This is a genomic window from Algimonas arctica, assembly GCF_014652695.1.
GTDB lineage: Bacteria > Pseudomonadota > Alphaproteobacteria > Caulobacterales > Maricaulaceae > Litorimonas > Litorimonas arctica.
Map to the genome: position 1 here is coordinate 50,215 of NZ_BMZH01000013.1, position 25,580 is coordinate 75,794.

Annotated in this window: 20 protein-coding genes; 16 read left to right on the forward strand and 4 right to left on the reverse strand. The window is 52.3% G+C overall.

Features of this window, described 5'->3' with window-relative positions; genetic code table 11:
- Positions 1 to 300 precede the first annotated feature (300 nt).
- The 8 genes from IE105_RS12995 (at position 301) to IE105_RS13030 (ending at position 9,632) form a co-directional block, all read left to right on the forward strand.
- Positions 301 to 2,478: a TonB-dependent receptor domain-containing protein gene (locus IE105_RS12995; RefSeq protein WP_233354154.1), complete on the forward strand. Its 2,178-nt coding sequence runs from the start codon at positions 301 to 303 to the stop codon at positions 2,476 to 2,478.
- Between the two features lie 7 nt (positions 2,479 to 2,485).
- Entirely contained in the window at positions 2,486 to 3,670 is a 1,185-nt protein-coding gene (locus tag IE105_RS13000; RefSeq protein WP_189499157.1) for a PepSY-associated TM helix domain-containing protein, read from the forward strand.
- Between the two features lie 200 nt (positions 3,671 to 3,870).
- A complete protein-coding gene (locus IE105_RS13005; RefSeq protein ID WP_189499158.1) occupies positions 3,871 to 4,284 on the forward strand; it encodes a hypothetical protein in 414 nt (137 codons plus the stop codon).
- Between the two features lie 106 nt (positions 4,285 to 4,390).
- Positions 4,391 to 6,016 (forward strand): CRTAC1 family protein, encoded by a 1,626-nt coding sequence (locus tag IE105_RS13010; RefSeq protein WP_189499160.1) that lies wholly within the window; start codon positions 4,391 to 4,393, stop codon positions 6,014 to 6,016.
- Positions 6,006 to 6,680 carry a DUF6796 family protein gene (locus IE105_RS13015; protein ID WP_189499163.1) on the forward strand — a complete coding sequence of 225 codons (675 nt, stop codon included), beginning with the start codon at positions 6,006 to 6,008 and terminating at the stop codon, positions 6,678 to 6,680. Before IE105_RS13010 ends, IE105_RS13015 begins: the two co-directional genes overlap by 11 nt.
- Positions 6,681 to 6,787: 107 nt before the next feature.
- Positions 6,788 to 7,087: a hypothetical protein gene (locus tag IE105_RS13020; protein ID WP_189499165.1), complete on the forward strand. Its 300-nt coding sequence runs from the start codon at positions 6,788 to 6,790 to the stop codon at positions 7,085 to 7,087.
- A 1-nt stretch (position 7,088) separates the two neighbouring features.
- Positions 7,089 to 8,384, forward strand: a complete 1,296-nt coding sequence (locus IE105_RS13025) for an alpha/beta hydrolase (RefSeq protein WP_189499167.1) — start codon at positions 7,089 to 7,091, stop codon at positions 8,382 to 8,384.
- Between the two features lie 36 nt (positions 8,385 to 8,420).
- On the forward strand, positions 8,421 to 9,632 hold the full coding sequence (locus IE105_RS13030; protein WP_189499169.1) for a bifunctional alpha/beta hydrolase/OsmC family protein: 1,212 nt from the start codon (positions 8,421 to 8,423) through the stop codon (positions 9,630 to 9,632).
- Positions 9,633 to 9,645: 13 nt separating this feature from the next.
- On the opposite strand, the gene IE105_RS13035 is transcribed toward IE105_RS13030, so the two are convergent.
- Entirely contained in the window at positions 9,646 to 10,593 is a 948-nt protein-coding gene (locus IE105_RS13035) for a LysR family transcriptional regulator (protein WP_189499171.1), read from the reverse strand.
- A 69-nt stretch (positions 10,594 to 10,662) separates the two neighbouring features.
- Between IE105_RS13035 and IE105_RS13040 the strand changes: the two genes are divergently transcribed.
- The 6 genes from IE105_RS13040 to IE105_RS13065 all read left to right on the forward strand — a co-directional run bounded on the left by IE105_RS13040 (position 10,663) and on the right by IE105_RS13065 (position 17,720).
- Positions 10,663 to 11,412 (forward strand): SDR family oxidoreductase, encoded by a 750-nt coding sequence (locus tag IE105_RS13040; protein ID WP_189499173.1) that lies wholly within the window; start codon positions 10,663 to 10,665, stop codon positions 11,410 to 11,412.
- An 85-nt stretch (positions 11,413 to 11,497) separates the two neighbouring features.
- Positions 11,498 to 12,052 (forward strand): carboxymuconolactone decarboxylase family protein, encoded by a 555-nt coding sequence (locus IE105_RS13045; protein ID WP_189499175.1) that lies wholly within the window; start codon positions 11,498 to 11,500, stop codon positions 12,050 to 12,052.
- An 841-nt stretch (positions 12,053 to 12,893) separates the two neighbouring features.
- Complete coding sequence (locus IE105_RS13050) at positions 12,894 to 14,369, forward strand: efflux RND transporter periplasmic adaptor subunit (RefSeq protein WP_189499177.1); 1,476 nt, start codon at positions 12,894 to 12,896, stop codon at positions 14,367 to 14,369.
- A 9-nt stretch (positions 14,370 to 14,378) separates the two neighbouring features.
- Entirely contained in the window at positions 14,379 to 15,086 is a 708-nt protein-coding gene (locus IE105_RS13055; protein ID WP_189499179.1) for an ABC transporter ATP-binding protein, read from the forward strand.
- Entirely contained in the window at positions 15,083 to 16,312 is a 1,230-nt protein-coding gene (locus tag IE105_RS13060; RefSeq protein WP_189499181.1) for an ABC transporter permease, read from the forward strand. The genes IE105_RS13055 and IE105_RS13060 overlap by 4 nt, the downstream gene beginning before the upstream one ends.
- Complete coding sequence (locus tag IE105_RS13065; RefSeq protein WP_189499182.1) at positions 16,305 to 17,720, forward strand: efflux transporter outer membrane subunit; 1,416 nt, start codon at positions 16,305 to 16,307, stop codon at positions 17,718 to 17,720. The genes IE105_RS13060 and IE105_RS13065 overlap by 8 nt, the downstream gene beginning before the upstream one ends.
- 737 nt (positions 17,721 to 18,457) lie before the next feature.
- Here the strand turns inward: IE105_RS13065 and IE105_RS13070 are convergent.
- The 3 genes from IE105_RS13070 to IE105_RS13080 all read right to left on the reverse strand — a co-directional run bounded on the left by IE105_RS13070 (position 18,458) and on the right by IE105_RS13080 (position 23,253).
- Positions 18,458 to 21,529 (reverse strand): beta strand repeat-containing protein, encoded by a 3,072-nt coding sequence (locus IE105_RS13070; protein WP_189499184.1) that lies wholly within the window; start codon positions 21,527 to 21,529, stop codon positions 18,458 to 18,460.
- Positions 21,530 to 21,616: 87 nt separating this feature from the next.
- Positions 21,617 to 22,738 (reverse strand): DUF11 domain-containing protein, encoded by a 1,122-nt coding sequence (locus IE105_RS13075; RefSeq protein WP_189499186.1) that lies wholly within the window; start codon positions 22,736 to 22,738, stop codon positions 21,617 to 21,619.
- Between the two features lie 41 nt (positions 22,739 to 22,779).
- Complete coding sequence (locus IE105_RS13080; protein ID WP_189499188.1) at positions 22,780 to 23,253, reverse strand: hypothetical protein; 474 nt, start codon at positions 23,251 to 23,253, stop codon at positions 22,780 to 22,782.
- An 895-nt stretch (positions 23,254 to 24,148) separates the two neighbouring features.
- Between IE105_RS13080 and IE105_RS13085 the strand changes: the two genes are divergently transcribed.
- Positions 24,149 to 24,358 carry a helix-turn-helix transcriptional regulator gene (locus IE105_RS13085; RefSeq protein ID WP_189499190.1) on the forward strand — a complete coding sequence of 70 codons (210 nt, stop codon included), beginning with the start codon at positions 24,149 to 24,151 and terminating at the stop codon, positions 24,356 to 24,358.
- Positions 24,355 to 25,491: a hypothetical protein gene (locus tag IE105_RS13090; protein WP_189499192.1), complete on the forward strand. Its 1,137-nt coding sequence runs from the start codon at positions 24,355 to 24,357 to the stop codon at positions 25,489 to 25,491. Before IE105_RS13085 ends, IE105_RS13090 begins: the two co-directional genes overlap by 4 nt.
- Positions 25,492 to 25,580: the final 89 nt, after the last annotated feature.

A 25,580-nucleotide genomic window follows, 5' to 3' on the forward strand; every position in this document is an offset into this window, starting at 1 on the left:
GGGCTACAATCTTTTTCATTACACATTTCGGTCATTTAAAACACGTCGTAACCTGATCCGATTGGCCGTGACTATGTATGTCCTCGGCCCGTCGTCATTAGCGAGACTTCGATCAATATGGCGAACTGTTCGGGATATGGGTCCAATGTAAACCCCCTCGTTTGCTTCAAATGTCTCAAAAGCCCCAGCGCAAAACGCCTCGGCCTCAAATCGATAAAAAGCATATTTCTTTGTTGCAAATGAGTTGCAATAAAGAAATGACCATATTACGGATGACACTCATTTGCAACTGGAGCCATCGTGTCGTCTCAATCTCTTCCTCGTATTCTCGCGCTTACAAGCTGCGCAGCATGCCTGTCTCTTCCCGCTTTTGCTGTGGCTCAGCCCAGTCTGATTGAAAATGAGGCTCAACCCGAAACTTATATTGATCCAATTGATGAGATTGTGGTCACCGCAGCCGGCTTTGAACAAAATTTGAGCCAAGCGCCGGCAAGTGTCACTCTGATTCCCCGCGCAGAACTTGAACTCATGCGCGTCAACAGCCTTGCCGAAGCCCTGTCTTCCGTTCCTGGCGTGGATATTGGAGATGGTGTCGGTAAAACCGGCGGGGCAGAAATTTCTATCCGAGGTATGCCCAGTGATTACACGTTGGTCCTTGTTGATGGGCGCCGTCAAAATGCAGCGGGCAATGTTACGCCCAACGGTTTCGGCGGGACGTCGTCTGGTTTCGTGCCTCCCGTTTCGGCCATTGAACGGATCGAGGTCGTTCGCGGACCGATGTCCACGCTTTATGGATCCGACGCCATTGGCGGTGTGATTAACATCATCACCCGCACGGCCACAGACCGCCTACGCGGTGAAGTCGGAATTGACGCAACAATTCAAGGCGACAGCGAATTTGGCAATGCCTATAATTCCACGTTATATTTGGACGGCCCTGTGGCTGGCGATTTGGTGACTTTCGCGGCACGGGGTCGTTACTACCACCGTGACGCTTCGGATCTTACATTTGTCGATACAGATGGAAACGAGATCGAAATATCCAAACGCGGTCCAAGCCCTGTCGAAGCTAAAGTTTGGTCAGTTGGTGGTCGATTAAACATCCTCCCCAATGACAATCACAAAATCTGGGTTGATGTTGATTTGGCGCGGCAATCTTATGACAATTCTGACGGTCAACTCGGGACGCTTGGCACGCGGGGATATGCACCAGAGCTTGCGTTTAATCGCGATCAATATGTTATCGCCCATACTTCCAATATGCTCGGCGGAACGGTGGATTCCGATATTACAATTAATACGACGGAGACGATCGGACGCGTCCTGCCTGATGATGTGGCGGGCACACCGCGGCAGCAAGGCGACCCGCGTGAACTAAAAACCAGCAATACCATTTTTAATTCACGATATTTCAGAGAACTTGGCCAGCATACATTCACGATTGGCGGCCAATTCTGGCACGCGGAAATGAAAGATGGTGTGGCGGCTCAAACGTTTGAACACGACCAGTGGGCGGCCTTTGCGGAAGACTTATGGCAATTCACGCCCAATTTATCGGCGACGGCCGGAATTCGTTACGACAACCATAGCGTCTTTGGCGATCATGTTAGCCCGCGTGGCTACCTTGTCTGGAATGCGACCGAGGCACTCACGCTAAAAGGGGGGGTTAGCAAAGGATTCAAAACCCCACGGCTGGAGCAAATTGCTAACGGAATTGTTGGCTTTCGCGGGCAAGGCACCATTCCATTTTTAGGAACGCCGTCCCTACAGCCGGAAACCAGCACGACCTATGAAGCCGGCGCCTATATTCGCGGCGCGCAAGGTTTGCAGGCCAATGTCACGGTATTTTACAATCAATTTAATGACAAAATCGCGTCCGGACCGACAACACCAAACTGCGCCTTTGACTTAACACAAGCAGACTATGATGCGCTGTCTCCGAGTTCAGATTGCCTTGATTATGGCTACTGGCCTCGCGCGGCAACCAATTCTCAGGACATCAATGTTGACGAAGCCGAAACACGCGGCGTTGAAGCGTCCTTGCGGCGCAACCTTTCTGACGACGTCGATATTTCGGTCAATTACACATACACGGAAAGCGAACAGTTAAGCGGTCCAAACGTTGGGGAGCCGCTGGTCAACACACCCGATCACCAACTTAACGCCCGCTTATCATGGCAGGTCAATGACCGCCTGAGTAGCTGGCTGCGTGGCGAGTATAGCTCACCCCGATATCGCGGTGCGGGCGAAGCGCAGGAGCAGTTAGGCGACTATAAAAGCTACGCACTCGTTCACCTCGGCGGCGCCTATGACGTGTCTGACACCATCACGTTTAGCGCGACGATTTATAATTTGTTGGATGATAATTTCGTCGAGTACGTCCCCTACACGTCAAGGGGGTCTGAGGCTTATTCCAACCGTTACGCCATCAATCAGGAACCTCGTCGCCTTTGGATGTCGATGAATGCCAGCTTCTAGGTAACCAATGTCATTTCGTAAAATTATGTTCTGGAGCCATCTGGTCGCGGGAGTGGCAGCCGGCGTCTTTATCCTGCTCATGTCCGTGACCGGCGTCCTGCTGACCTACGAAAAAAATATGGTCAACATGGCGCGAAATTCGGTCAACATCGCCGTGCGAAACGATGCTCAGCGGCTAAGCTTTGATAGCTTAGCCGATCGGGCGCGAACGTTGGACCGCGCGGGGGCATCGCTGATAGTCAGCCGTAATCCGGATGCGCCCGTTCTTATCCAACAACGCGGTCAGGATCCGATCCTTCTAAACCCCTACACGGGGGATCAGATCACTGACCCGAGTCATAAACTCGATGCGTTTTTCGGAACCGTTACGCAATTACATCGCTGGCTCGCCATGACAGGGGAAAGCCGCAATACCGGACGCGCCATAACGGGAGCGGCCAATCTAGTCTTTCTGTTTATTGTCATCAGTGGTCTCTATTTGTGGCTGCCCAAAATTTGGCGCTGGTCCTTTATTCGGCTTAATTTGTTTTTCCGAAGTAAACTTCCGACGTCGAAAGCCCGTGATTATAACTGGCACCACGTCTTTGGGATCTGGGCGCTTATTCCGCTATTCTTCATTGTTATTTCGGGCGTGGTGATTTCCTACTCCTGGGCTGGAAACCTCGTTTATAAAGTCGTTGGCGAAGATGTTCCTCAGCGCGGCGGACGCCCCGGAGCGAGCCCAATTGACGATACGGCGGCAACAGGAGACGTGAAGCCAATTTCCGCTTCACTGCAGGACGCCTATGAGGCCGCCGTGGCGGACGCCGATACCCGATGGACATCGACCCGCATCACAATCCCGCGCAAGGCGGATGACAGTGACGCCAGCATCGCCTTTTACTACGGCTCAGGGGTCGTCGCTAATCACAGCATTAGCTACACGTTTGATCGTAAAGCGTCGACTATCACGGAAACAAAAACGTCTAGAGATGCAAGCCGGGGCAGTAAAATACGGCGCTGGCTCCGCTTTATTCATACGGGCGAACAATACGGTATCATCGGCCAGACGATCGCGGGCCTGTCCACCCTCGCGGCTTGCTTTCTGGTTTACACGGGCCTGGCCCTTAGCTTCAGGCGGCTCATACTTCCCCTCTTTCGTCGCCGCCATATTGCCGCACGCCCTAAGCAGGAGACCCGAAAATACAGGTGATCAAGTTCAAATTCTAAAAGGTAGGATGAAGCGCTTTAGCCAACATTGCGCATAGCCAGCACGAACCAAATCCTCCTTTCAGTCATTCACATTATGAATACTGAGTATTTCATCATTCAATTTCAAAATAATAAGGCGTTCCCCTAAGTGCTATTCAACGGAACACGGCGTTCCAATTATGAATGACTCAGGAGATTACAATGGTGAAATATGCAAAATGGGCCGGGTACGTTTTAGGCCTCTTTATGGTCGCGATGGGCGCGATGAAGTTCTTCGGCGATGTTCCGATCTTCATGTTATTGGAAAACAATTTGGCCTCCAAATATGGCTTAGAGCTCAGCTTCATTGACCCCGGTTTTAAATACCTCACAGGCGCGCTCGAGCTAATCGCAGGCGGCCTTTTGCTCTTCGGGCAACGGTTGATTGGCGGACTTCTCTCGATTGCCGTCATTGGCGGCGCGATCCTGTCTCATCTCTTTGTCCTTGGGGTATCGACGCCCATGTCCGCCGAAGCAGGCGCAGAAAAAAGCCCGATGCTTTTCATTATGGCGGTCATGTTTTTCATGGTTTCTCTTTGGGTCACCTGGGGCGCTAAACAGGCCGGCACGAAGTAGACATAACCGTAAACTTCAAACCCTACTCCGTCAGAGGGCGAGACGAGGCGCATGATTGCCCCTCGCCGTCTGACGTCTCACAAATTTTCTAGTCAGGTGAACCGTCATGGCCGCTCAAGCAAAGCCGAAAATTCGCCGTGGAATAATTGCGCTATTGTGGTGCGGGATCGTCATAGTCATTGGCGTTCTCTTATTCTTGATCCTCAGCGCGTTCGGCGCATTGCGGTTCTGGCAGGCGGAAAAACAGCCCCAAGGCGTGACAGATCTTCGCTTTTCTGCCGCTGACCTCCCGTTTGTCCACGCAGCTGATCTCGAAAACTCGCTACCATTTCTCGCCAGCGCTGCGCTTGATCTTGACGGGGACGGACAGGATGAGCTGTTCTTAGGTGGCGGTGATCGCCAAGCCGATCAATTCTTTGCGTTTCAAGATGGTCGGTTTGTGCCGCTCAACATCACGGTCGATAAAGGTGACATTGACGCCACGCACGGTGCCGTCACTTTGGATATGGATAATGACGGGGATACCGACATGCTCGTCGCGCGGGAAAGCGGCGTTTGGTATCACGAAAACCAAGGCGGAACTTTCAGCAGCGTAAACTTAAATCTGCCACTCGCAGACAATACGACGCCATTGTCCATCGGTCTGGCGGACATCAACCAAGACGGTCTCGCCGACATGTATGTTTCGGGCTACATCAAGATTGAACGCACCGAAGGCGAAACCAATTTCTCCAACGGGTATGGCGGTTACAGCTATCTCTTCCTCAACGAAGGGAGTGGACAGTGGACAGACATTTCGAAAACCGCTGGGGTTTGGCGTCAGCACAACACGTTCATCGGCCTGTTTGCAGATCTCGATAACGACCGCGATAGCGATCTGATTATTGCGCAAGATACGGGCAAGGTCGAAATGTATAGTAACAATGGCGACCTCACGTTTAGCCCGATTGCGAACCCATCCGACTATTCCTATCCCATGGGCATCGCCGCGGGCGACTATGATAATGACGGCCTGATTGATCTTTATTTTTCTAATGTCGGCTATACCTTGCCGCCGGCCTTACTGCGCGGAAACCTGTCAGACGACGATGTGTTTAATCCGTCTTACATGCTGTTCCACAATGATGGGGCGCTGAAATTTTCCGACACGTCCGTGTCCATGAATGCGGCGCGTTACGGTTTCGGGTGGGGGACGGTCTTCGCAGACATGAACCTAGATGGGCGAGAGGATATGCTCGCCGCACAAAATTATGCGCGCTTCCCAGCCAATAAATTATTGGAACATTACCCCGGTAAAATATTGCAAAATTATGGGGACACGTTTCAACCTGTCGAAAAAGTTGCGGGGGCCGAAAATAAGCTATTCGGGATTTCCCCAATCGTGTCCGATTTCAACGGTGACGGCTGGCCAGACCTCGTCTGGGCCAACCTTAATGGCGAGTCCCTCGCCTACATCAATGAAGGTAGTCATGATAATTGGATCACGGTGAGGCTGCCCAATCAGGCCCGCTCGATCAATGCGCGTGTCACTGTGGAGGATGAACAAGGCCAAAAACAAATTAAACAGTTCATCACGTCACAAGGCCTTGGCTCGGACCAATCCCATGACCTGATGTTTGGGCTCGGCACATCGGCGGCCGTGAATTCCATCACCGTTGAATTTCAAGATGGAACCACCCGCCAGATCGAAACGCCTAGCATGGCCAGCGTGGTGACAATTGATGGCCCATAACCCTTCAGAAACACATTGGATCCGGCTCGCGGGTTGGGCCGGACTTCTCGGCGCCTTGTTGGTGGGTGTCGGCGAATTTTCGATGCAGTTCACACCCCGTGGCGGTATCGAGGATATGACGTCCTATCTCTACTTCAATGATATCAGCGCGACGCGGTTAAGCTTTGGACATTTTACTGCCGTGCTATCTGCGCCGCTCTATCTTTTGGGCTATTACTTTTTGTCCAAGCAATTGGAACCGGCTGGACGCCTACAATCCAAGCTGTTTTTCCTGATCGGCGCCTATGCCTTTGCCCTTGGAACCGCGTGGATTGGTCAAAGATTTTTCATTGCCTCGACCGTGCATGAAATTGCCAATGGGCAAGCTCTGAGCGGACTATTATCTCTTTTCTCCGAGCACAACGAACCGTTCGTCAATGTGCTCCGGCTGGCCATGCTTCTGGTTTCAGGGCTCTGGATCAAACTCATCCTGACCGGGCGCACGCATCTGCCAAAATGGATGGCTGTGTTTAGCCCTATCGTTTTGCTGGCCGTCATGGCCGGCCTGTATTTCTTTAAAACCAAGATCGGGCTTTACGTGTTCCCCGTGGCGATGAACGCGACCCATTTCATTGTCTTTGGTTTAGCCTTACTGACGACGCGTCCACCAAAAGCACTGACCTGATTTTGGAAAAGGTGGCACGATACGCACTGCTATTGCTGGCCCTTGTCGGTCTATTCGCGGGCGGACAATTATCGCTTCAACATGTCAATTTTGGGAAGGCCTGTCCCATGTTGGGGCCTATTCCCGCCTGCTTCATCGTATTTTCGGGGTATTTATCCATCGGGGTCAGCGCCGTGATTGGCGCCACCCCAAAGGCAAAAATGTTGTTTTACCTCGGATGGATTCCTGTAGCCGGACTGGCATTTTTCGGCGTTTCTTCAGAGTTACTCGGCCATGACATCTGCCCGCTGGGCGGCTTCGGTGTTCCCCAATGTGTCTATTCATTTGTGATGGCTATGACGGGCTTAGGGCTTTTTTTGCTGCATCGCCGTTTTGCCGCTCAGCTTAAAATGTCGGAGGAGTTTTAGAATGTCTCTTGCAAGGCTGTTTGCTTTTTGGGTGGGCCTCGCTAGCTTATCGGCCTGCTCAACGACCTATTATCTGCCAAAGCCCCCTAATATTTACACGGCCGACGCCCCTTACCCGCATTCGGCCATTCAAGCGGACCGTCAATCCGCTGAAAACACAATTATCTATGTTACAGACCGAACACCGATCACAGACGACGGTCAGGTGGACTTTGGATCCGAACGCTCCGGGATACTCCGATTTGGAACGGCCAATATTACGATAGGCAAGAATAAAAGCTGGGGTAATCTGGTTGATGCAGCCCGGTCTGATGTCCCGAGGATAAAGCTTGAAGCGGACCTGTCCTCGGTCACACCGAAAGGGTCGTTCCCCGAAACGCCGATGAAGTTTTCATTTGTCGATGGGGTTATTAGCCTAGACCCTGACGCAGTTACCGACCTATCGCACTCCCGAAACGTGCTGACTGCGCTCATCCGCGAGCAGATGAAAACGTCGCAAAATCGAGACGTCATCGTGTTCATACACGGCTATAATACGTCCTTTGACGAAGCCCTCTTCGCCCTCAATGATATCCACCATTATAGCGGGCGCTACGGTGTGCCTATCGCCTATACATGGCCTTCGGTTGACGGGAATATATTTGGATATTTTCGCGATCAAGGATCAGCGGACTACACGGTCTATCACCTAAAACAGTTCTTGCGTACCCTTATGGAAATGCCGGACCTCAGAAAAATACATGTCATCGCCCATAGTCTCGGCACCCAGACAACCACATCCGCTTTACGAGAACTTCTGATTGAGGCCCGGGCAGCGGGTCATAATCCCCTCAAAACGTTTAAGATCGAAAACCTAATTATGGCTGCCCCCGATCTGGACTATGGCATCGTCACGCAGCGGCTTGTCGCAGAGCAATTTGGAACCGCCTTTGGGCGAATTACTGTTTATACAAACGCCAGCGATCGCGCCTTAAGCGTGTCCAATATATTACATAGCGGCATCCGCTTTGGGAAATTACTGCCCGGGCAGGAAGAAACGCGCGAGAAAGACATTTTTGAAAGCGTGGAAAATGTGAATTTCATTACGGTGAAAGGTGGCTCCGGTGGTTTTTTCAATCACGGCTATTTCACTAAAAACCCGGCTACTCTGTCGGATATTATCACGCTCATCACCAACCCCAGCGATCCCGGAACGCCGGCGCGGCCTCTAAAGCAGCGCGATGGGAATTTTTGGGAAATGGACGCTGACTATCTCAAAATTTCGATGTCACCAACCGCATGGCTTGGCCCCGCGTGAGCCTCAATCATAACGACCCATTGAAGGAGACATACTTTGCAGACCCGTGTTAAATTTGAATCGAAAAAAGGTTTTCACCTGTCCGGAATTTTGCATCAGCCTGATGTCATTGATGTACAGGCCTATGCAATTTTAGCCCATTGTTTTACCTGCACTAAAAGCCTCACGGCCGGGCAGAATATCGCGGAGACGTTGTCGTCAAACGGTATCGCGACATTACGGTTTGATTTCACGGGTCTGGGCGCGAGCAAGGGACAGTTTGCCGAGACTAGCTTCAGCACCAATGTTGATGACTTACAAAGCGCGGCGGCGTTTCTCACCGACAATTACGCGGCGCCGCAAATCATGGTGGGGCACTCACTGGGCGGCACAGCCGTGTTGGCGGCTGCGGCAAACATAGGGACCGTAAAGGCAGTCGCCACAATTGGATCGCCGGCGTCGCCTGACCACATTCTACATATGCTGGAAGATAGGCTGGACGACATAGCCAGTGCTGAAGAAACGACCGTCACTTTGGCCGGACGTGAGTTTAAGTTTAAACAGTGCTTCGTTGATGATGTAAGAAACTATGAATTGGACATCGGAACATTAGGTAAGGCCATCATGGTTTTACACGCCCCGTTTGATGATACCGTGCCGATTAGTGAGGCTACGAAAATATTCATCGCAGCCAAACATCCCAAAAGCTTTATGTCCCTCGACAAAGCCGATCACTTATTATCGCGCGCTGAGGACTCTCTTTATGCTGGAGATGTTATCGCCTCATGGGCAAAACGGTTCATCGTCCTTGATGCAAACGCCAAAACATCAGACCCAGATGGCGGAGTCACAGTCACTGGCGAAACCTCAAACGGATTTTACAGTATTGTTCAGGCCGGTGTACACCGGTTTATCGCGGATGAACCCCTTTCATATGGCGGAACCAATAAAGGACCAACGCCTTATGATTACCTTGGGGCTGCTTTGGGTGCCTGCACATCCATGACCCTGAACGGTTATGCTCGGCGTAAGACTATGACCGTCTCTCAAGTGTCTGTGAATGTATCTCATACCCGCATTCACGCAAAGGATTGCGACACATGCGAGACGTCGGACGGAAAGGTTGATCAGTTTACACGGGTGATTTCTATCATCGGGGATATCACCGATGCAGAACGAAAAAGGATGCTAGAAATCGCGGATAAGTGCCCGGTTCATCGCACGCTGGAAAACGAAATTAGAATCGTCACGAAATTGAGCGCGTTATAAGCTCCCTGAAAAGCTACGCCCCAAAGGTGTTCGATGCGTCGCGCAGCAGGTTTCTCAACCAGCTTTGCGCGGGGTGATTGCCGAGGCGGGAATGCCAAACCATGTCAATACTTCTGACGCTAGGCGGAGTCGCCACCGGGCAAGTCGAGACGAACATTCCGGATTTCTCCTCATAAACTTTAGCCACGCTGGCAGGGCATGTCAGAATAAGGTCCGTGGTCTCAAGGATGAGCGGCGCTGGCCCGTATGTCGGCATCGCATAAGCGACATGGCGTGTATGCCCGCGGTCCGCGAGAGCTTCGTCCACCCAATTGCGGCGCTCCCCCATCGGGTTAACCAGCAAATGCCCGGCCGACGAGTAGCGAGCCAGAGTCGGGCGCTGGCCGACCATTGGGTGTTCAGGCCGCATGACGCAGACCCAATTCTCGGCAAACAGGGGCTCGGAAACAAATCGCTCAGGCGTATCCGCCCAATTCAACAAAGCAATATCCGCTTTCTGAGTATCAAGATATTCGCCGATATGGCGGCTTGGCGTAATAATTTGCAAAACAACGCCGGGGGCTGTTTTCCGCATTCGTTCGAGCAATTTCGGAAATAAGGTAATCGTCGCGTAATCCGGCGTTGCAATCGTAAACGCGCGCTTTGACGTCGCCGGGTCAAAGGATGCCCCATCCAAGGCATTTTCAATCTCGCTGAGTGAGGTACTGATCGGCCCACTTAATTCCAACGCCCACGGCGTCGGCTTCATCCCGTCAGGGGCCCGTATGAACAGCTCATCTCCCAGACGGTCTCTCAGGCGCGTTAAGGCATTTGAGAAAGCGGGTTGGGACAGCCCAATTGACTGCGCAGCCCGCGTCACATGCCGCTCACGCATCAATGCGTCGAACACGACAAGCAGGTTGAGATCAAGCAAACGTAAATTCATGATATGAATATAGACTATTCCATCATTCAATTTCAATATACCTTTTTAGCGGCATATAAGTCATGTTGATTGGAGCGCACGTCTCCACAAATGAGAGGCTTATCCATGCGAAGGCTTTCCGGAAAGACAGCTGTCATCACGGGCGGCAATAGCGGCATCGGCCTTTGCACCGCAAAGACCTTCATTGATGAAGGTGCCCGCGTGTTTATTTTCGGCCGCAACGCAGAGAAATTAGCGCGGGCCAAAGAAACGTTGGGAAAAGATATTTTTACGATCCAAGGCGATGTTACCCGCGCTGATGACCTCGCGCGTCTCGCTGATACCGTAAAGGCCGGATCGGGTAAGGTCGATATTTTGTTCGTCAATGCGGGCGTCGCCGAATTTATGCCGCTGACAGTCGCTGACGAGACGCATTTTGATAGGTTATTCGACACCAATGTTCGCGGTGCTTATTTCACTATTAAAGCGCTGGAACCGCGCCTGAATGACGGCGCTTCCATCATTCTGACAACCTCTGCTGCCAATAATATGGGGCTGACGGGATCAAGTGTCTATGCCGCATCAAAAGCGGCCTTGCGCTCTTTTGCAAAAACCTTGTCTGCTGAATTCATCGATCGCAAGATCCGCGTCAATGCGATTAGCCCCGGCCCGATAGATACCCCCCTATACAGCCGCATGGGCATGACAGAAGACGAACAGACTGACGCCGGAAAAGCTATTCTCGCGCGTGTTCCAGTTGGCCGCATGGGCCTACCCTCAGAAATTGCGAAATCCGTTCTGTTTTTAGCGTCAGACGACAGCAGCTATATGGCTGGATCCGAGATCATCGTCGATGGCGGCATGAGTCAGATATAACCCACCTCCGGCTGCAGCGCCCATTCCTCCCCTCTCAGCACTGTCGCCACCCCTGACTAATATACAATCTCAAAAGGAAAACGAGATGACTAACTTTACGCTACACACCGAAGAAACAGCTCCCGAAGGTAGCAAGGCGCTGCTCGCTAAGTCAAAATCCGCTTACGGCATGATCCCTGGCCTGCATGCCGTCATGGCTGAAGCGCCCGGTCTGCTTGAAGCCTACAAAACAGTGGGCGACTTGTTCGTAAACTCTAGCTTTGACAAAGACGAAATCACTGTTGTTTGGCAGACCATTAATGTTGAAAATGCCTGCCACTATTGCGTTCCCGCGCATACTGGCATTGCCCAGACCATGAGGGTGGACGACGCGATCACAAACGCATTGCGAGACAAAACGCCGCTGCCGACTGCGCATCTGGAAGCCCTTCGTGACTTTACACTCAGCGTAATGCGGGATCGCGGCAATGTTGAGGACGCCAAAGTACAAGCGTTTCTAAGAGCTGGTTACACGAAACAGAATGTTCTCGAAGTCGTTCTTGGCTACGCTCAGAAAATCATGTCGAACTACACAAACCATTTGGCAAAAACGCCTGTCGATAAGGGGTTCCAAAAGTATGAATGGCAAGGCGCTGCTTAATTTTTCCTGAGATTTGAGCGACTTTAGGGTGGCGCACTTCATCCCGCGCGCCGCCCACTTTTTAGTTTTACAGGCCCAGAGTAAAAGGCTGTCGTTTTGGACGGTCTGCAACACAGGCGGATTACGCGTCACGCATCGCTTGGAACTGAGCCCGGTTTTAGTGATGTCTCTGATGATTGAATTGTTTGTAGATCGAGGCGTGAGTTGAAGTGAATTTCTGTCGCATAGCCAGTCTGTTAAAACGCGTCATTGCGCGTTCTCGTCGTTAGACCGGACAATAGGAATCCTCCGCTCGGTTATAGGAATATTGCTCTGTGATCTGCCTATCTAGGTTACCGATAATACGCATGGCTGCGCCGTAGGATCGCAGCGGATCTGTGACGATGGCACCGGCGGATCAAGCGTTTCATGGCTTTGTTCAAGAACCATCGTTTCGCCAATTTATCACGCGTCTTGGCGACAAGTACACCAGCACTTCACCTTATGGTCGGCGGCCCACCACAGATATTGCTTCATGCCATTGATCTTTACGAACTCCTTATCGAGCGAGCTACTTCCATTGTTTGCTGGCGTAGATGACCCAACCGTCTTGATCGGATCTGCTTCGCAAAGACCGGTCCGAAACGGTCGTACCTCTGACAATGTCTGGGTAACAGTTCAAAGATACATTTTTAAACCAACAGCCCCCTTCTTCGAGAACGAAATTCAAAATCTAGTGGCCATCACCATCATTAAAATTTGACCATGAATTATATACTGGCGAAGGATTTCGTCGGGAGAAACGTTTGTGACTGTGAGACGTGTTTTGTCGATCAAACACCGGAAAATTTTAAGGTCAAAAATGTCAAAGAAGTACTATCTCATTACAGGCGCGGTCATTGCTGTTGCTCTGGTCGGGGCGGTATTGGTCAGACCAGATCCATCCTCAGGAGTCGGTGCCTTTGACATTGAAACGGCCACGGTCGAGATAGGGGAAGTCGCTCAAATTGTCTCCGCGTCTGGGGCTGTGCGCGCGTTGACGACTGTTGAGGTTGGGTCACAAGTTTCGGGTCAGATCACGGAGTTGAATGCCGACTTTAATTCGGAGGTCAAAGCGGGCGACATCATCGCACGGATTGATCCCCAAACATTTGAAAGCCGGGTCGAATCTGCCAAAGCTGACGTCCAAAGCGCTCAAGCAAATCTCGCAGTCCAGAAAGCCAACATTGTCAGTGCCGAGGCCAACCTCGCGCAAGCTGAACGGGACTTCGCGCGCCAAGAAGCCCTCTATGCGGCGGATGCTGTGGCGCGCTCCACCCTAGAAGACAACGAACGCGCCTTGGCGGTTGCACGGGCGAACCTTGATGTGTCCCGCGCTCAGCTTCGGACAGGAAATGCGTCTTTGTCACAACGAAATGCTGCTTTGAAGTCTACTCAAGTTGATCTTGAACGCACCATCATTCGCTCGCCGATAGATGGGGTTGTGATATCCAGAAATGTTGATGTCGGGCAGACTGTGGCAGCCAGCTTTTCGGCGCCCGTGCTGTTCACGATCGCCCAAAACCTTGAAGACATCCGTATTGATGCGGCCGTCGTCGAATCGGATATTGGCGGCATTAATGCCGGAGACACAGCCGAATTCAACGTCGATGCCTATCCTGATCAAACCTTCCGAGGCGTGGTCGAACAGGTTAGGCTTGCCTCTGAAACATTGCAAAATGTCGTCACTTACACCGTTGTGATTGAGGCCCGAAATCCAAATGGGCGCTTGCTTCCAGGCATGACGGCCAATGTCGAAATTACAGCGGATAAACGCGAAGATGTTCTCCGCATTGCAGAAACCGCCATTCGGTTCCGTCCACCGGCGAACGGACCAGAAGTTATTGAAGCGGTGCAAGGTGACGCGCGTGGCGCGCGCGGACAAGGCAGAGGACAGGCCGGCGGCGGTCTACAGTTTTTAGACGGCCTTGATATTGATCCGACCAAAAAAGAGACCATTCAATCCAATCTTCGTATAGAAATGCAGGCTGCCCGTGAATCCATGGGCGACCGAGCGCAGTTTGATCGCAACGCCATGCGCCAACGTATGCAAGCGACAACCGATAAGGTGTTGAGAGCAAATCTGACAGATGAGGAATATAAACGCGTCCAAAACGCAATGAGTGAACGCGCCTCGATCACAACCGTCGAGGCATACAAGCAAACGCCGGATGGCAAACTTGAGAAACAGACTGTGACGCTGGGCCTGCAAGATGGCTCATATGCCGAGATCTTACGCGGTGCAGCGGATGGTGACACATTCGTCACGCGGGCCCGCGCCATCACGTCAGGCGAGTAGGGCTCAACCATGCTCACCGCCACACATACAACGCCTCTTATTTCCTGCCGGGATGTGACCAAAACATATGTCATGGGCACGCAAAAGGTGCATGCGCTTCGCGGCGTAAATCTCACCTTCGAACGTGGCGAGATGACCGCCATTATGGGGCCTTCCGGTTCAGGGAAGTCGACATTAATGAACCTGATCGGCGCGCTCGATGTTCCGACATCGGGCGTGCTCGAGATCAATGGCAATAATTTAGCGAAAATGCGTCCGAATGATCTGGCCGATTTACGGAACGAGACCATCGGATTTGTGTTTCAGCAGTTTAATTTGCTCGGACGGTCCTCGGCCCTGACGAATGTGCGGTTGCCGCTTCGCTATTCTCGCACACCAATCGCGGATATTAATGCCCGCGCGGCGGAATGCCTTGAAATGGTCGGTCTAGGCGACCGCATGGACCATCGACCTATGCAACTCTCCGGCGGACAACAGCAACGTGTAGCGATCGCGCGAGCCTTGGCCGGATCGCCATCTTTAATCTTGGCAGATGAGCCCACCGGTGCGTTAGATACGAAAACATCAGAAGACATCATGGCCTTGCTCACAGGTCTCGGCGCGCAAGGTATCACCGTCATCATCGTCACCCATGAACAAGAGGTGGCGGATTATGCAGCGCGGAGAATTCATTTCCGGGATGGTCAAATTGAATTCGATGAGAGGTCCGGAACATGAAGTATGGCGTCGCTCTTTTGTCCGCACTCGAAGCGCTCCGCGGCAATCCCATGCGCAGTTTCCTCACCATGCTTGGAATCATGATTGGCGTCGCGTCGGTTATGGCCATGATGGCGATTAGTGAAGGTGCCGCGCGTCAGGTCGACGCGCAAATATCCGCGCTCGGCGCGAATAACCTCACCGTGCGTCCCGGTTCCAGTCAACGTGGCGGCCGATCGGGCGGCGCAGGCGGCGCAACCCCGTTTACTGATGACACGATCACTGATTTGCGGAATGAGCCTTACGCGCTCGCCGTGACCGCTCGGATTAATGGCGCAGGCACGGTCGTGGCCGGAGAAACGAATTGGTCGACGAACATATACGGAGTCAATGCCGATTATTTTATCAGCCAAGATTGGGACGCTAAAGAAGGCCGTATTCTCGATGTAACAGAAATCGCTTCAGGGGATACGGTCGCCGTTATCGGGAATACAATTGCGGAGACTCTGTTCGATGGGTCTAGTGCATTGGGACAACGCATTCGCGTCAACAATGTCCCGCTGACCGTGGTCGGCGTGCTCGAGACGAAGGGGCAGTCTAATTTCGGCAGTGATCGGGACGATGTTATCGTTATTCCCATTGTTACGGCCCGCAACCGCGTTCTTGGGGGACATCCGACAACTCCGGATTACGTCTCCAATATAGAGGTGTCCGTTACGCCCGGTTACGATATGACACGGGCGCAAGATGAGCTTGAGGAGCGTTTACGTATTATTCGCCGGATACGTCCGGGGAAAGAGGACGACTTCCGTGTGTTCAATATTGCGGACTTCATTCGGGCGCGATCAAGCACGCAGGCCACGTTTGGCATCCTCCTCGCCTTCACCGCTGCCGTGTCGCTCATCGTTGGCGGTGTCGGTGTCATGAACATCATGCTCGTCTCGGTCACCGAACGGACACGCGAGATTGGCCTACGCATGGCCATTGGTGCACGCAGTCAGGACATATTGGGGCAATTCCTTTTCGAAGCGCTGGGGCTTTGCCTGATTGGCGGCATCATCGGCTCGATGCTCGGTGTCGGCGCGGCGGAACTCGCATCCAAGCTTGGTGATTTCCCCGTCAATATTTCTCCGTTCATTGCCCTCGTGTCTATCGGCGCGTCTGTTTTGGTTGGCTTGTTCTTTGGATTTTTTCCGGCTCGCCGCGCCGCGCGGCTCAACCCGATTGAGGCTCTTCGTCATGATTAAGGTTTTAACCTCCACAGCGATGGTCGCATTGTCGCTCAATTTGGGCGCCTGTGCGACACTGAATTCGGGACCAACTGCTCAGACCTCAGTAAGCAGTGAGGCCGCCGCGTTGGACGCGCCCGCGAGTTGGGTATTCGGCACACAAACGGATAACCAGATCGCTCAGGGATGGGCGGATGTTCTGGTGGACCCACTACTGGATCAATTGATAGATGAGGCGCTCAGCAACAATCCTTCGTTGCGCGCCAGCGCAGAAAGTGTGGCACGATCAGAAGCGCTCTTAAATCAGTCCCGTTCGACCCTGTTTCCAAGTCTGAGCGCAGACCTCTCTCCCCGCGGCGGCAGTAGACTTGAGGGCGAAAATTTCTCTAACAGCTATTCCGGCGGCTTGTCCGCAAGCTGGGAAGCGGATTTATGGGGGGGTATCCGCGCGGGAGTCCTTGCATCCGGCTATGACCTTGCCGGGACTCAGGCTGCATATGAAAGCGCTCGGCAGGCTTTAATCGCCGCGGTGGCGCGTGCCTATATTCTTAGTATTGAAGCCGACCTTCAGATTGCGCTCAGTGAAAAGACCTCGCGCGCGCAGGAAGAGACTTTGAGAATCGTCGCCATTCGTTACGATCTCGGTGCGGCCTCTCGCCGGGAATTGGTGCTGGCCGAATCCGATGTGGCCGGCGCGCAAGATAATCTCGTTGTCGCCAAGTCTGCAAAGACCGACGCTGTGTTAGCGCTTCAAACATTATTGGGTCACTATCCCAATGGGGAACAGGTCGTGGGCTCCGAATTCCCACAACTCACCAATGAATTGACGGCAGGAACGCCCGCTGATTTGCTCCGCCGTCGTCCAGATGTGATCGCGGCTGAGTTTGATGTGTTGAGCGCGTTTGAATCAACACGCGCGGCCAAAGCTGATAAGTGGCCCAGCCTATCCCTCTCTGGCGGCCTTGATACGGCCTCGGTCAATTTAGGGGACGTTCTAGATCCCGTGAATATCGCCGTCTCGATCGGCGCAAGGCTAGCCGACACTCTCTTTGATGGTGGATTGGCAGAAGCCCGCATTGATGCCGCAAGCGCCAGTCAACGACAGGCCCTCGCCAATTATGGGCAATCAGCGCTCGATGCATTTTTCGATGTCGAAAGCGCCCTGAAAACAATTAGCACGCTGAAAGATCGCACTCAATTTGTTCAGAAAAGCGCGGACGCGGCTCGCGAAACTCTGGCTCTCGCAGAATTCCAATATAAGGAGGGCGCGATCGATTTGCTGGACGTTCTCACGTTCCGGCAACGAAGCTTTCAAGCTGACCGAACTGAGATCACTCTACAACGACAACTCATCGAAGCCCGAATCGCCCTGTACCTCGCACTTGGGGGCGCAGGATTTGAACCCGGGAACTCATCGAACGGCTAGAATGGTCCCATTGTCAGCTTAAAAGAAGCCGCCCACTTCTAACTCGGATCTAGGTTTTCGTCGACGATCAGACGTCACCATTCTGCGAGCGCCGAAATTCGCAACGCTTTCAAGTGGGTTCGGCTTTCGAGATGTCTTTGCGCCTTGAAGTGATTGTCGATTGAAGGTGCGGCAGTCCTAGGATTGGAATCGATCTGGGACGCGGTGCATGTCAGACAACCGGCTATTCCGGTTCATGATGTGTCGATCCTCGACGCGAATGACCGCTCCATTCTGTCTTTCGATAGTATCCCGTTTTGCATCTCGTTTCTGAAGCGCACTCAATTCATAAAAAAGGACTGCCCAAGGAACCCAGTACAATCAATAATTTAAGGATGATATTCTTCAAAACAATTGGAGCGGGCGATGGGATTCGAACCCACGACATTCAGCTTGGGAAATGATAAATTGGGATGTTTGCTTACTGGACTACAATCGACAATTGGTGACGAAATTCAACAAAAATACTTATTGAAAATCGGGAGTTGCGCTGAAAGGCCATTGTGTGGTTTCATGAAGTCACCTTGAATATGGTGGAATAAGTTTCGCTCTAGAACTCGTAACCGCGCGGTAACCGCAAGCCATATTTGAAACTCTCCGCCGGAATCCCAACCTGCTCCAGTTTTGGCCCAACAATGGGTTGGCTTGTCTTCCGACCTTGTGCTGTCAATTACCTGAAATCTGACACAGAAACGTGCCTACTTTATCTGCGCCCGATACTGAAGGGTCGCCGTAGGGTCGGGATCGCCCGCCGCCATGGCGCCCTTTGGGTTGAAACACACGTAGGTTACGTTGGAATCATAGCCCGGGGACGGCGTATAGGTGCAACCCGCCATGTTGGCCGGACGTGATCCACTATTCGAATAGGCCGCGTCACTGGCATAGGTGAATGTGAGGTTCGCGCCGCCTGTCTGCGTGAAGTGGACAGCTTGGGTTGCGGGCCCGCCGTCATCCATATCCCCATTATAGAACGTCATCTCAGAGGGCACGGCATCAATGATGACGATACTGTCCGTATCCGCCGCGCTATTGCCGATATTGGTGACCGTCATGGACGAGATAACGTCATTGCCCGGCAACGCATAAAGGTCAGCGCTGGTCGGATCGAACACATCAACTGATTTACTCGCGGTCAGCTCTGTCGCTGCATCCGTGGTATAGTTGAGCGAAAATTCCGAGGTATTGTCATAACTCGATGCGCCCGTTTTGCGGGTCGTGGTGGCAGAAACAATATCTTCCTGCGTAATCCCTAGCAGCCCCGTGAAACTCCCCGTGAAATTCAGATCTCCACCGCTATGGGCAATGTCGACAAAGCCAAGGTGTGTTTCCCCTTCGCCGTAGCCTGTCGGGTCGGCCGCCGCATTGACGTATAAATCGACTCGATAGCCATTGGCATTTGAGACGGTGTCTAAATTGAAGTCATAGAAAATTGTCGTCCCGTCGCCAGAGAGCGCATTGAAAACCGGAAAATTCAGAAGATCATTTGCGCCTGTGTCGCCGTCATCGGCATCATTCGCGGTGACGCCTGTTGTACCCAGATCAATCCCGATCCCTGCGTTATTGTAAATGCTGTTGCCGTAAATGGCCAAAGCGGCAGTGGTGGAGAGTATTTCAATTCCATCGTCGACGTTGGCGTAAATCGTATTGCCAACAATATCGCCGGATGTTGCGCTGTCCACATAAACGCCGGATAGCTGGTTATTCCCGATCACGTTTCCTTCGCCTTCGCCAGAACCGCCAAGCGTTAGCCCCGTGACCGCATAGCCCGCCCATATTCGGAGTCCGGCAGCCCCGATTCCGCCGCTGATATTGGTGACACCATCCGCTCCGACGCCGAGCTTGTTACCCTGAATGGTCACTCCGGTCGCAGTATGCCCTCCCCAAAATTCAATTTTATCCTGAGTCACCTCGCCCATAACGTTGTCGAGGATGTTGAGCGTGGTAATCGCGCCGTTGAGCTCTAGACCATCCTGACCCGTCAGAATTGAGCTATTACCGCTACTGTCAGTATTAAAATAATTACCATTGATCGAGAGTGCTGAATTCGTACCGATCATCTGAATGGCAACCGTCGAACTTCCGATGAGATTGCGTCCCATCGCGGACCCATTTCCTATATCAATATCGGACACAGTGCTAAGCCGCACGGCGTTATTCGTATTCGTTATCGGCGACGAGCCATCTTGACCGACACCAATATAGTTTCCCAAGATTTGTATATCGCTGAGATTGCTCAGCTGAACTGCTTCGCCGCCATTCCCAGAGATGATATTGCGGTCCGCAAGTGTGACGCCGCCAATTTTGACGCCGGTAACAGGTCCACCATCAAAATTTATTCCATCTCCGCCATTGGCGAGAGCTGTCCCGCCCGTGCGATCAACTCCGATATAGTTTCCGGCAATGACCAAGTCGCCCGCGGACCCGGAAATCGTGTCATCAGCCTCGACATTGATCGCATGGCTTGTATTCCCGGAAATCAAATTTTTGGTAATATCACTCCAACTTGCCGAACCACTCCAATGGTTGATTGTCGCAGCCGTGTTTGCGCGAGCGGACATACCGCTTGGATCAACGCCGATGAAATTACCCCGGATAGCGGTGGCTGAAGACCCACTATACGTTAGAATGGCGCGGCCATTTGACGAAATCACGTTGCCTTGCCCGGCTGTCAATCCGCCAACCAGAGTGTTCGCGTTATACAACCCAACACCATAATTAGTACTTCCCGCCGCAGAGCCATCCGGAGACAACCCAATATAATTGCACTGTAACGTCAAATTAGATGCCCCGCCGAGACCCCGAATGGCATTTGATCCACGCGTTACGGATAAACCCTTAAGAAGGACATTCGTGGCGGAAATATCAAAAAGAAGGAAGCTGTTGCTGGCTCCATCAACTCGTATCTTTAGGGTGGGAGCCGTTCCCGCCCATAGATTTCCACAAGCGCTTCCAGTCTGTGTCGTGCCGTCTATTGAGACACCGTTGTCGGTAATCACTGGTAAGGTCGAGGAGAGAGTGATCTCATGCGGCCCTACTCCACCAATGTCGAAGGTTATTTCATCTTTCGTTGCGTTCGCATTGGCGTAATTTATAGCGTATCGCAGAGTTCCAACAGTGTTTGTATCTGCGTTGGAGGAAACGACAGTAGGCTCCTGTACAGAGATGTCATCAATGTAATAATGTTCATCGACGTCAATTACATTCTCAGTCTCGAATATAATCTGAAAAGTAGAAGAAAGCGCGCCACTTGGGAGAACATAACTTAACATTTCGAAGCTATCATCTGTATCGCTGTAGAGCTCAAGCCGAGTGAAACCCGATCCACCCACGCGCCACCCTATTTCGATTTGCTCGCTGTTAAGATTGACATCGCCCTTGATTTGAAATTGCAACACAGGATCGGTTGCGCCGCTCAAATCGATAATTGGAGACAAAATTTTATCAAATCCGCCTGAAGCATCGCCTGCTTGAAGAGAGCAATTTGCCGAAACGAAATCGCCCGCCGTTCCCACGGTTGTGAAATCCTCATCGGCCTCTTCTGTCCAGCCCGCAAGGTTGGCATCGCCGCAAGAACCGTTGGGAGAATCAAAATCTGCTTTAAAGTAAGTGTCACCCGCGCTTGCTGTCGACGCCCACATGACACTGAAGAACACGGCTCCAAACGCTAATCGCAAAGAACCAAATGTAACTTTAGGGAATTGGTGCGCCGACTCCGTTGGTTTGGTTCCGATTGAAACAAGCATGGATAGAAAACGAAACGCCCCAATCATTCAATTCCCCTTATTGCCAGCGCTCCCCTGTTTGAGGCGCCGGGCTGTGTCAGTGCAAGCGTTTATGGACCTGGCTGCCCTCAGACCCTATTGAATCAGTGCTCTGATTGTGACGGTTGCCACCGTAGGAGTCCCTACAGACCCGGACGCTATCGTCGCGCCGGTAAAGTTGATGACGCAGGCGCCGCCTGTACAATCCGTATTCGCGCTGGGCAGAGCCGGTGTATTAAAGGTTCCGCCGGTAAAGCCGCTCACAGACGCCGCGATAAATTCGAGCTCGTCTTCTAAAATATCGTTGATGATCAGGTCGGTCGCGTTGGTGCCGCCCGTATTTTCGACCGTAATGACATATTGGATGCAGGCGCCCGGAATCGAATATTGGTCACCGACCGCTGGTGTGCCCGGAATAGTCGCGCAGCCAGTGCCGTCTTCAGAGAAAATCGTGATCGCCTTGGTGGCAGCGATATCAGCAGACGCGACGACATAGGCCGAACTGGCCGAGTGATCGCCCTCATTGGCGTTTTCATTGGATGTTCCCGAGCCGTCAGCCAACACGTTCTCAGCGGCGCCCGTCAGGGAGTTGCCATCTGAGTCCGCAACAACAGGGGTCGCACTGGCACCACCTGAGCTGGGCTCCAGCGTATTGGCCACAACCGAGATATCATCCGTGTCCGTGTCATTGAGGCCGGTTGGAATATTGCCGCGCACAATCACCCAGAATAGGGCGTCAGCAGCCAAATCGGGGGTCTTGGTGCTGTTATAAGCAATCGCACTGCCGTCATCGACACCTGGCTCGAACGCTAAGTCGCCGTCGTCGACATAGTAATACAGTGTGGTCGACGTTGCGCTGAAATCATCGCCGCCTTCATTCACGAGGCTAAGCGCATAAGCCTGTACGTCATTGCCTTCATTGGTTAGCGAGAAGACCAGGTCTTGATCTTGAGCTCCCGGCGGCACGCCGGTATCGCCATTCGTCGCAACAGTCAGATCGATCAATCGGTCAACGGTGAATTCTGTCGGTGTGTTCGACCCGCTCACCCCCGTGTCGATCGTGTTCTGATCAACTCCACTGACCTTATAGTCGAGCGTGAATGTGTTTTGCACATTCGTTCCCGCCGCAGTGCCGTTTGCCAAAGCAATGGCAGGGACAAATAGCGCAACTATGGCTGATAAGGCCAACCGAAAACTTATTTGTGAGGCACGAAACATGATTGAAAACTCTATAAATCTAGGTCGACTGTCATCACCGACTATTTCAAGACTGCTTTAAATTTAAGGATGCCATCTTCGTTCGAGGCCACAGCGCTTTTGGACACCCACCGGATATGCGTAACGTCTTCGGCGCTGGCCGGAACCATTACACCCTCGTCCGTATCTACCATAAGTGCGGGGCGAGCGAAGAAGGTCTGCCCCCCATCGCTTGAAAAAGACGTTTCCATACCTGCTTGTTCTGCGGACCCGTCTTGGAAAATCACTTCAGCGGGCACAGGCATCGTTAGGACCATGTCTGTGACAAGTTCCGCGCTATCGTTCACATAGTCGAGGCGATAGACAATAGTTTCACCCGGTGTGACAAGCTCTGCGGCGACATAACGGGTTGTAACGTCGCCAGAAGGGGTCGTCGTGCGGATCTCTTTGAGGACGGTCTGTGTCGCCGATAAAGCAAGAGCAGATGGAGCCGTTGCAAGTATAATCAGGGCGAGAAAGGTTGAGAACGCTTTCATGGTTAATCTCCAATGAAAAATTTCATAAAAGCGAAACCTTAATAATTACCCAACCATAAGGCCCGCAGCACTGACGAGAAAAGTTATGAACTTCTGGGGGTGTAGTCGTCTGCTTTTGTAAAAGTGGGAGCAAAGGTAAGAAATCTTTCATTCTCCGAGCTTCAACGGAGCGGCAGCGATATAAGCTCCGCGACAGGTATCAAATACCGGAATACATCGACAGAATGTCCGACTCCGAAAGCAACGTATAGACCCACTTGGAAAGCCAACTTAGCGAATTTCATGACGATCTTTCAGATGCCCGTCATGAAATCTTAGAGGCTGTCATGGGTGAAGAACTCTCGTGAAAAATGCGTCTCGAGTGCGCATCGGTCGTTTAAATTGTGGCGGAAGCAGCGCTTTGGTTCCCTTAGCCACCACATAGCGAAGGCATTTGATTGCAACCCAAAGAACCCTTCAGGTCCCCGTCGAACTCCACGCCAGGATATTGGTTCGTGACATATTTGCTCGCTATAAACCCGTTAGCCCTTCTCCAGCTGCACGTCTGGCGGGCGGGACATTTTAAAGTGCGTAACAAGCGCCGCGCCGCACACCCCCCCTATAATCAACGTGACCGTCCCGTCCCAAAAAATTTCTCCGGAGCACCTTATTGACTTTTGGTTCTGCATTGTATTCTTTGGTCGTGACGAATTGGGTAGGAAGTCGATTGCGGGCACAGCAGTCCGAATGAATTGACTTAACCAGACATGATCTGGTGAACCACGACCAAACGAAAGCCCGCTGAGTTTTCGTATAAGACCCGGTAAAAAAACCCGGCTGACTAGTCTTATCTTTAACGAGTGACTTCGGTCCGCATGTTCGCGGGCTTTCGTCACGTATTGTGAAAGGTTTGGCCATGAAGCCCAAATCAACCAACAACGCCGTTGAGCGTTATCTTACGCCTCCTCAAGCCGCTTATGAGCTCGGGATCAAAATCCATGCTTTGAGACGAGCTATTAACCGGCACGAGGTGCCTGTCTACTACCCCTTCGGCAAACGGCGCTATGTTCTGCTGTCCGAAATCAACGCTGTGATTGCCGCCTCCAAGATTGGAGGTGCGTCATGAGTGCCTCATCAAATCAACCTAGTCGGCAGGAAATTTTAAGCACCATTTATGGCACTGACTTTGAGGGCTTTTTACCTCTTTGGAGCGCCAAAAATAAGCAAACGATATTCTTTTCGTCCGCCGAATTCGAGCAATATAGTCAAACCTCCGAGCGGCTTTCAGCCCGTGAAGATGTCTACATGTGCATGTCCTCACAGCAAGAGGACGTAGGGCCGCATAAGCGGGGAAGTATCGACACAGCTGCCACTGTCTTTGCGTGTGCAGCGGATATTGATATTAGCAGCGAGAAGGATAGCGGGAAAAACTATCCTCCTGACCGTGAAACGGCTTTGGCGATCTTAGACAGCTTTCCACACGCCTATACTTATCGGCAAGACAGCGGTCGGGGACTACACGTCATCTGGGTGCTGGACGATCCAATTCGCTGCCAAAACCGTGCAGAACGTCGGCGTGCTCAAGCACTTTCCAAGGCATTTCAGAAGAAACTGGTCGCGCACTTTAAGGCGAACGGTTTTGATATTGATTCCGTCGGCGACATCATGAGGTTGATCCGTGTCCCGCACACGCTCAACCACAATGTCTCGCCGCCTGCGACGGTCACGCCTCTGTTCTTGGACCCGACCGTGAATCTCGCGGTTAGTGATTTAGAAGGCTTCGAAGAGACTCCAAAAAAGCGGGGCAATTCGAACGATCGAAACCTCAGCGCTCCCAGTCACGCCAGAATTAGAGCCGGATGTGGTTGGTATAACGATCAGACGGGGGTGAATGCGGCGAGCTCGTCTGAGCCCGAATGGTACGCTGCCCTTGGCATTACCGCTCGTTGTGGCGATGCAGACACGCACGCTCATAAGTATAGTGCGCGGCATCCCCAATATAGTGAGGACGAAACAGCGGCAAAGTTAGAACGTGCGCTCACTGAAGCGGGGCCTCGTACATGCCACGCTATTGAGAACGACTTGGACGGCGCGTCTTTTTGCTCGGGTTGCCCAAACCGGGACCTGATCACGTCTCCCGTCCAACTTGGTTATGGATATGAACCGGGCAACATTGGCCCGATTCCAATCGGCTATCTTTCCGACGGCAGCTTTATTTTGCGCGACCAAGTGCGAGACATCATGCTGATGTGCCCCTAGCTTTATAGACACCTTGCTACTTCATTTTGCTGTCATCTCAAATTCGACGGGTGACAACATCCCGTTGTTAGCATGCCTGCGTTTCGGAT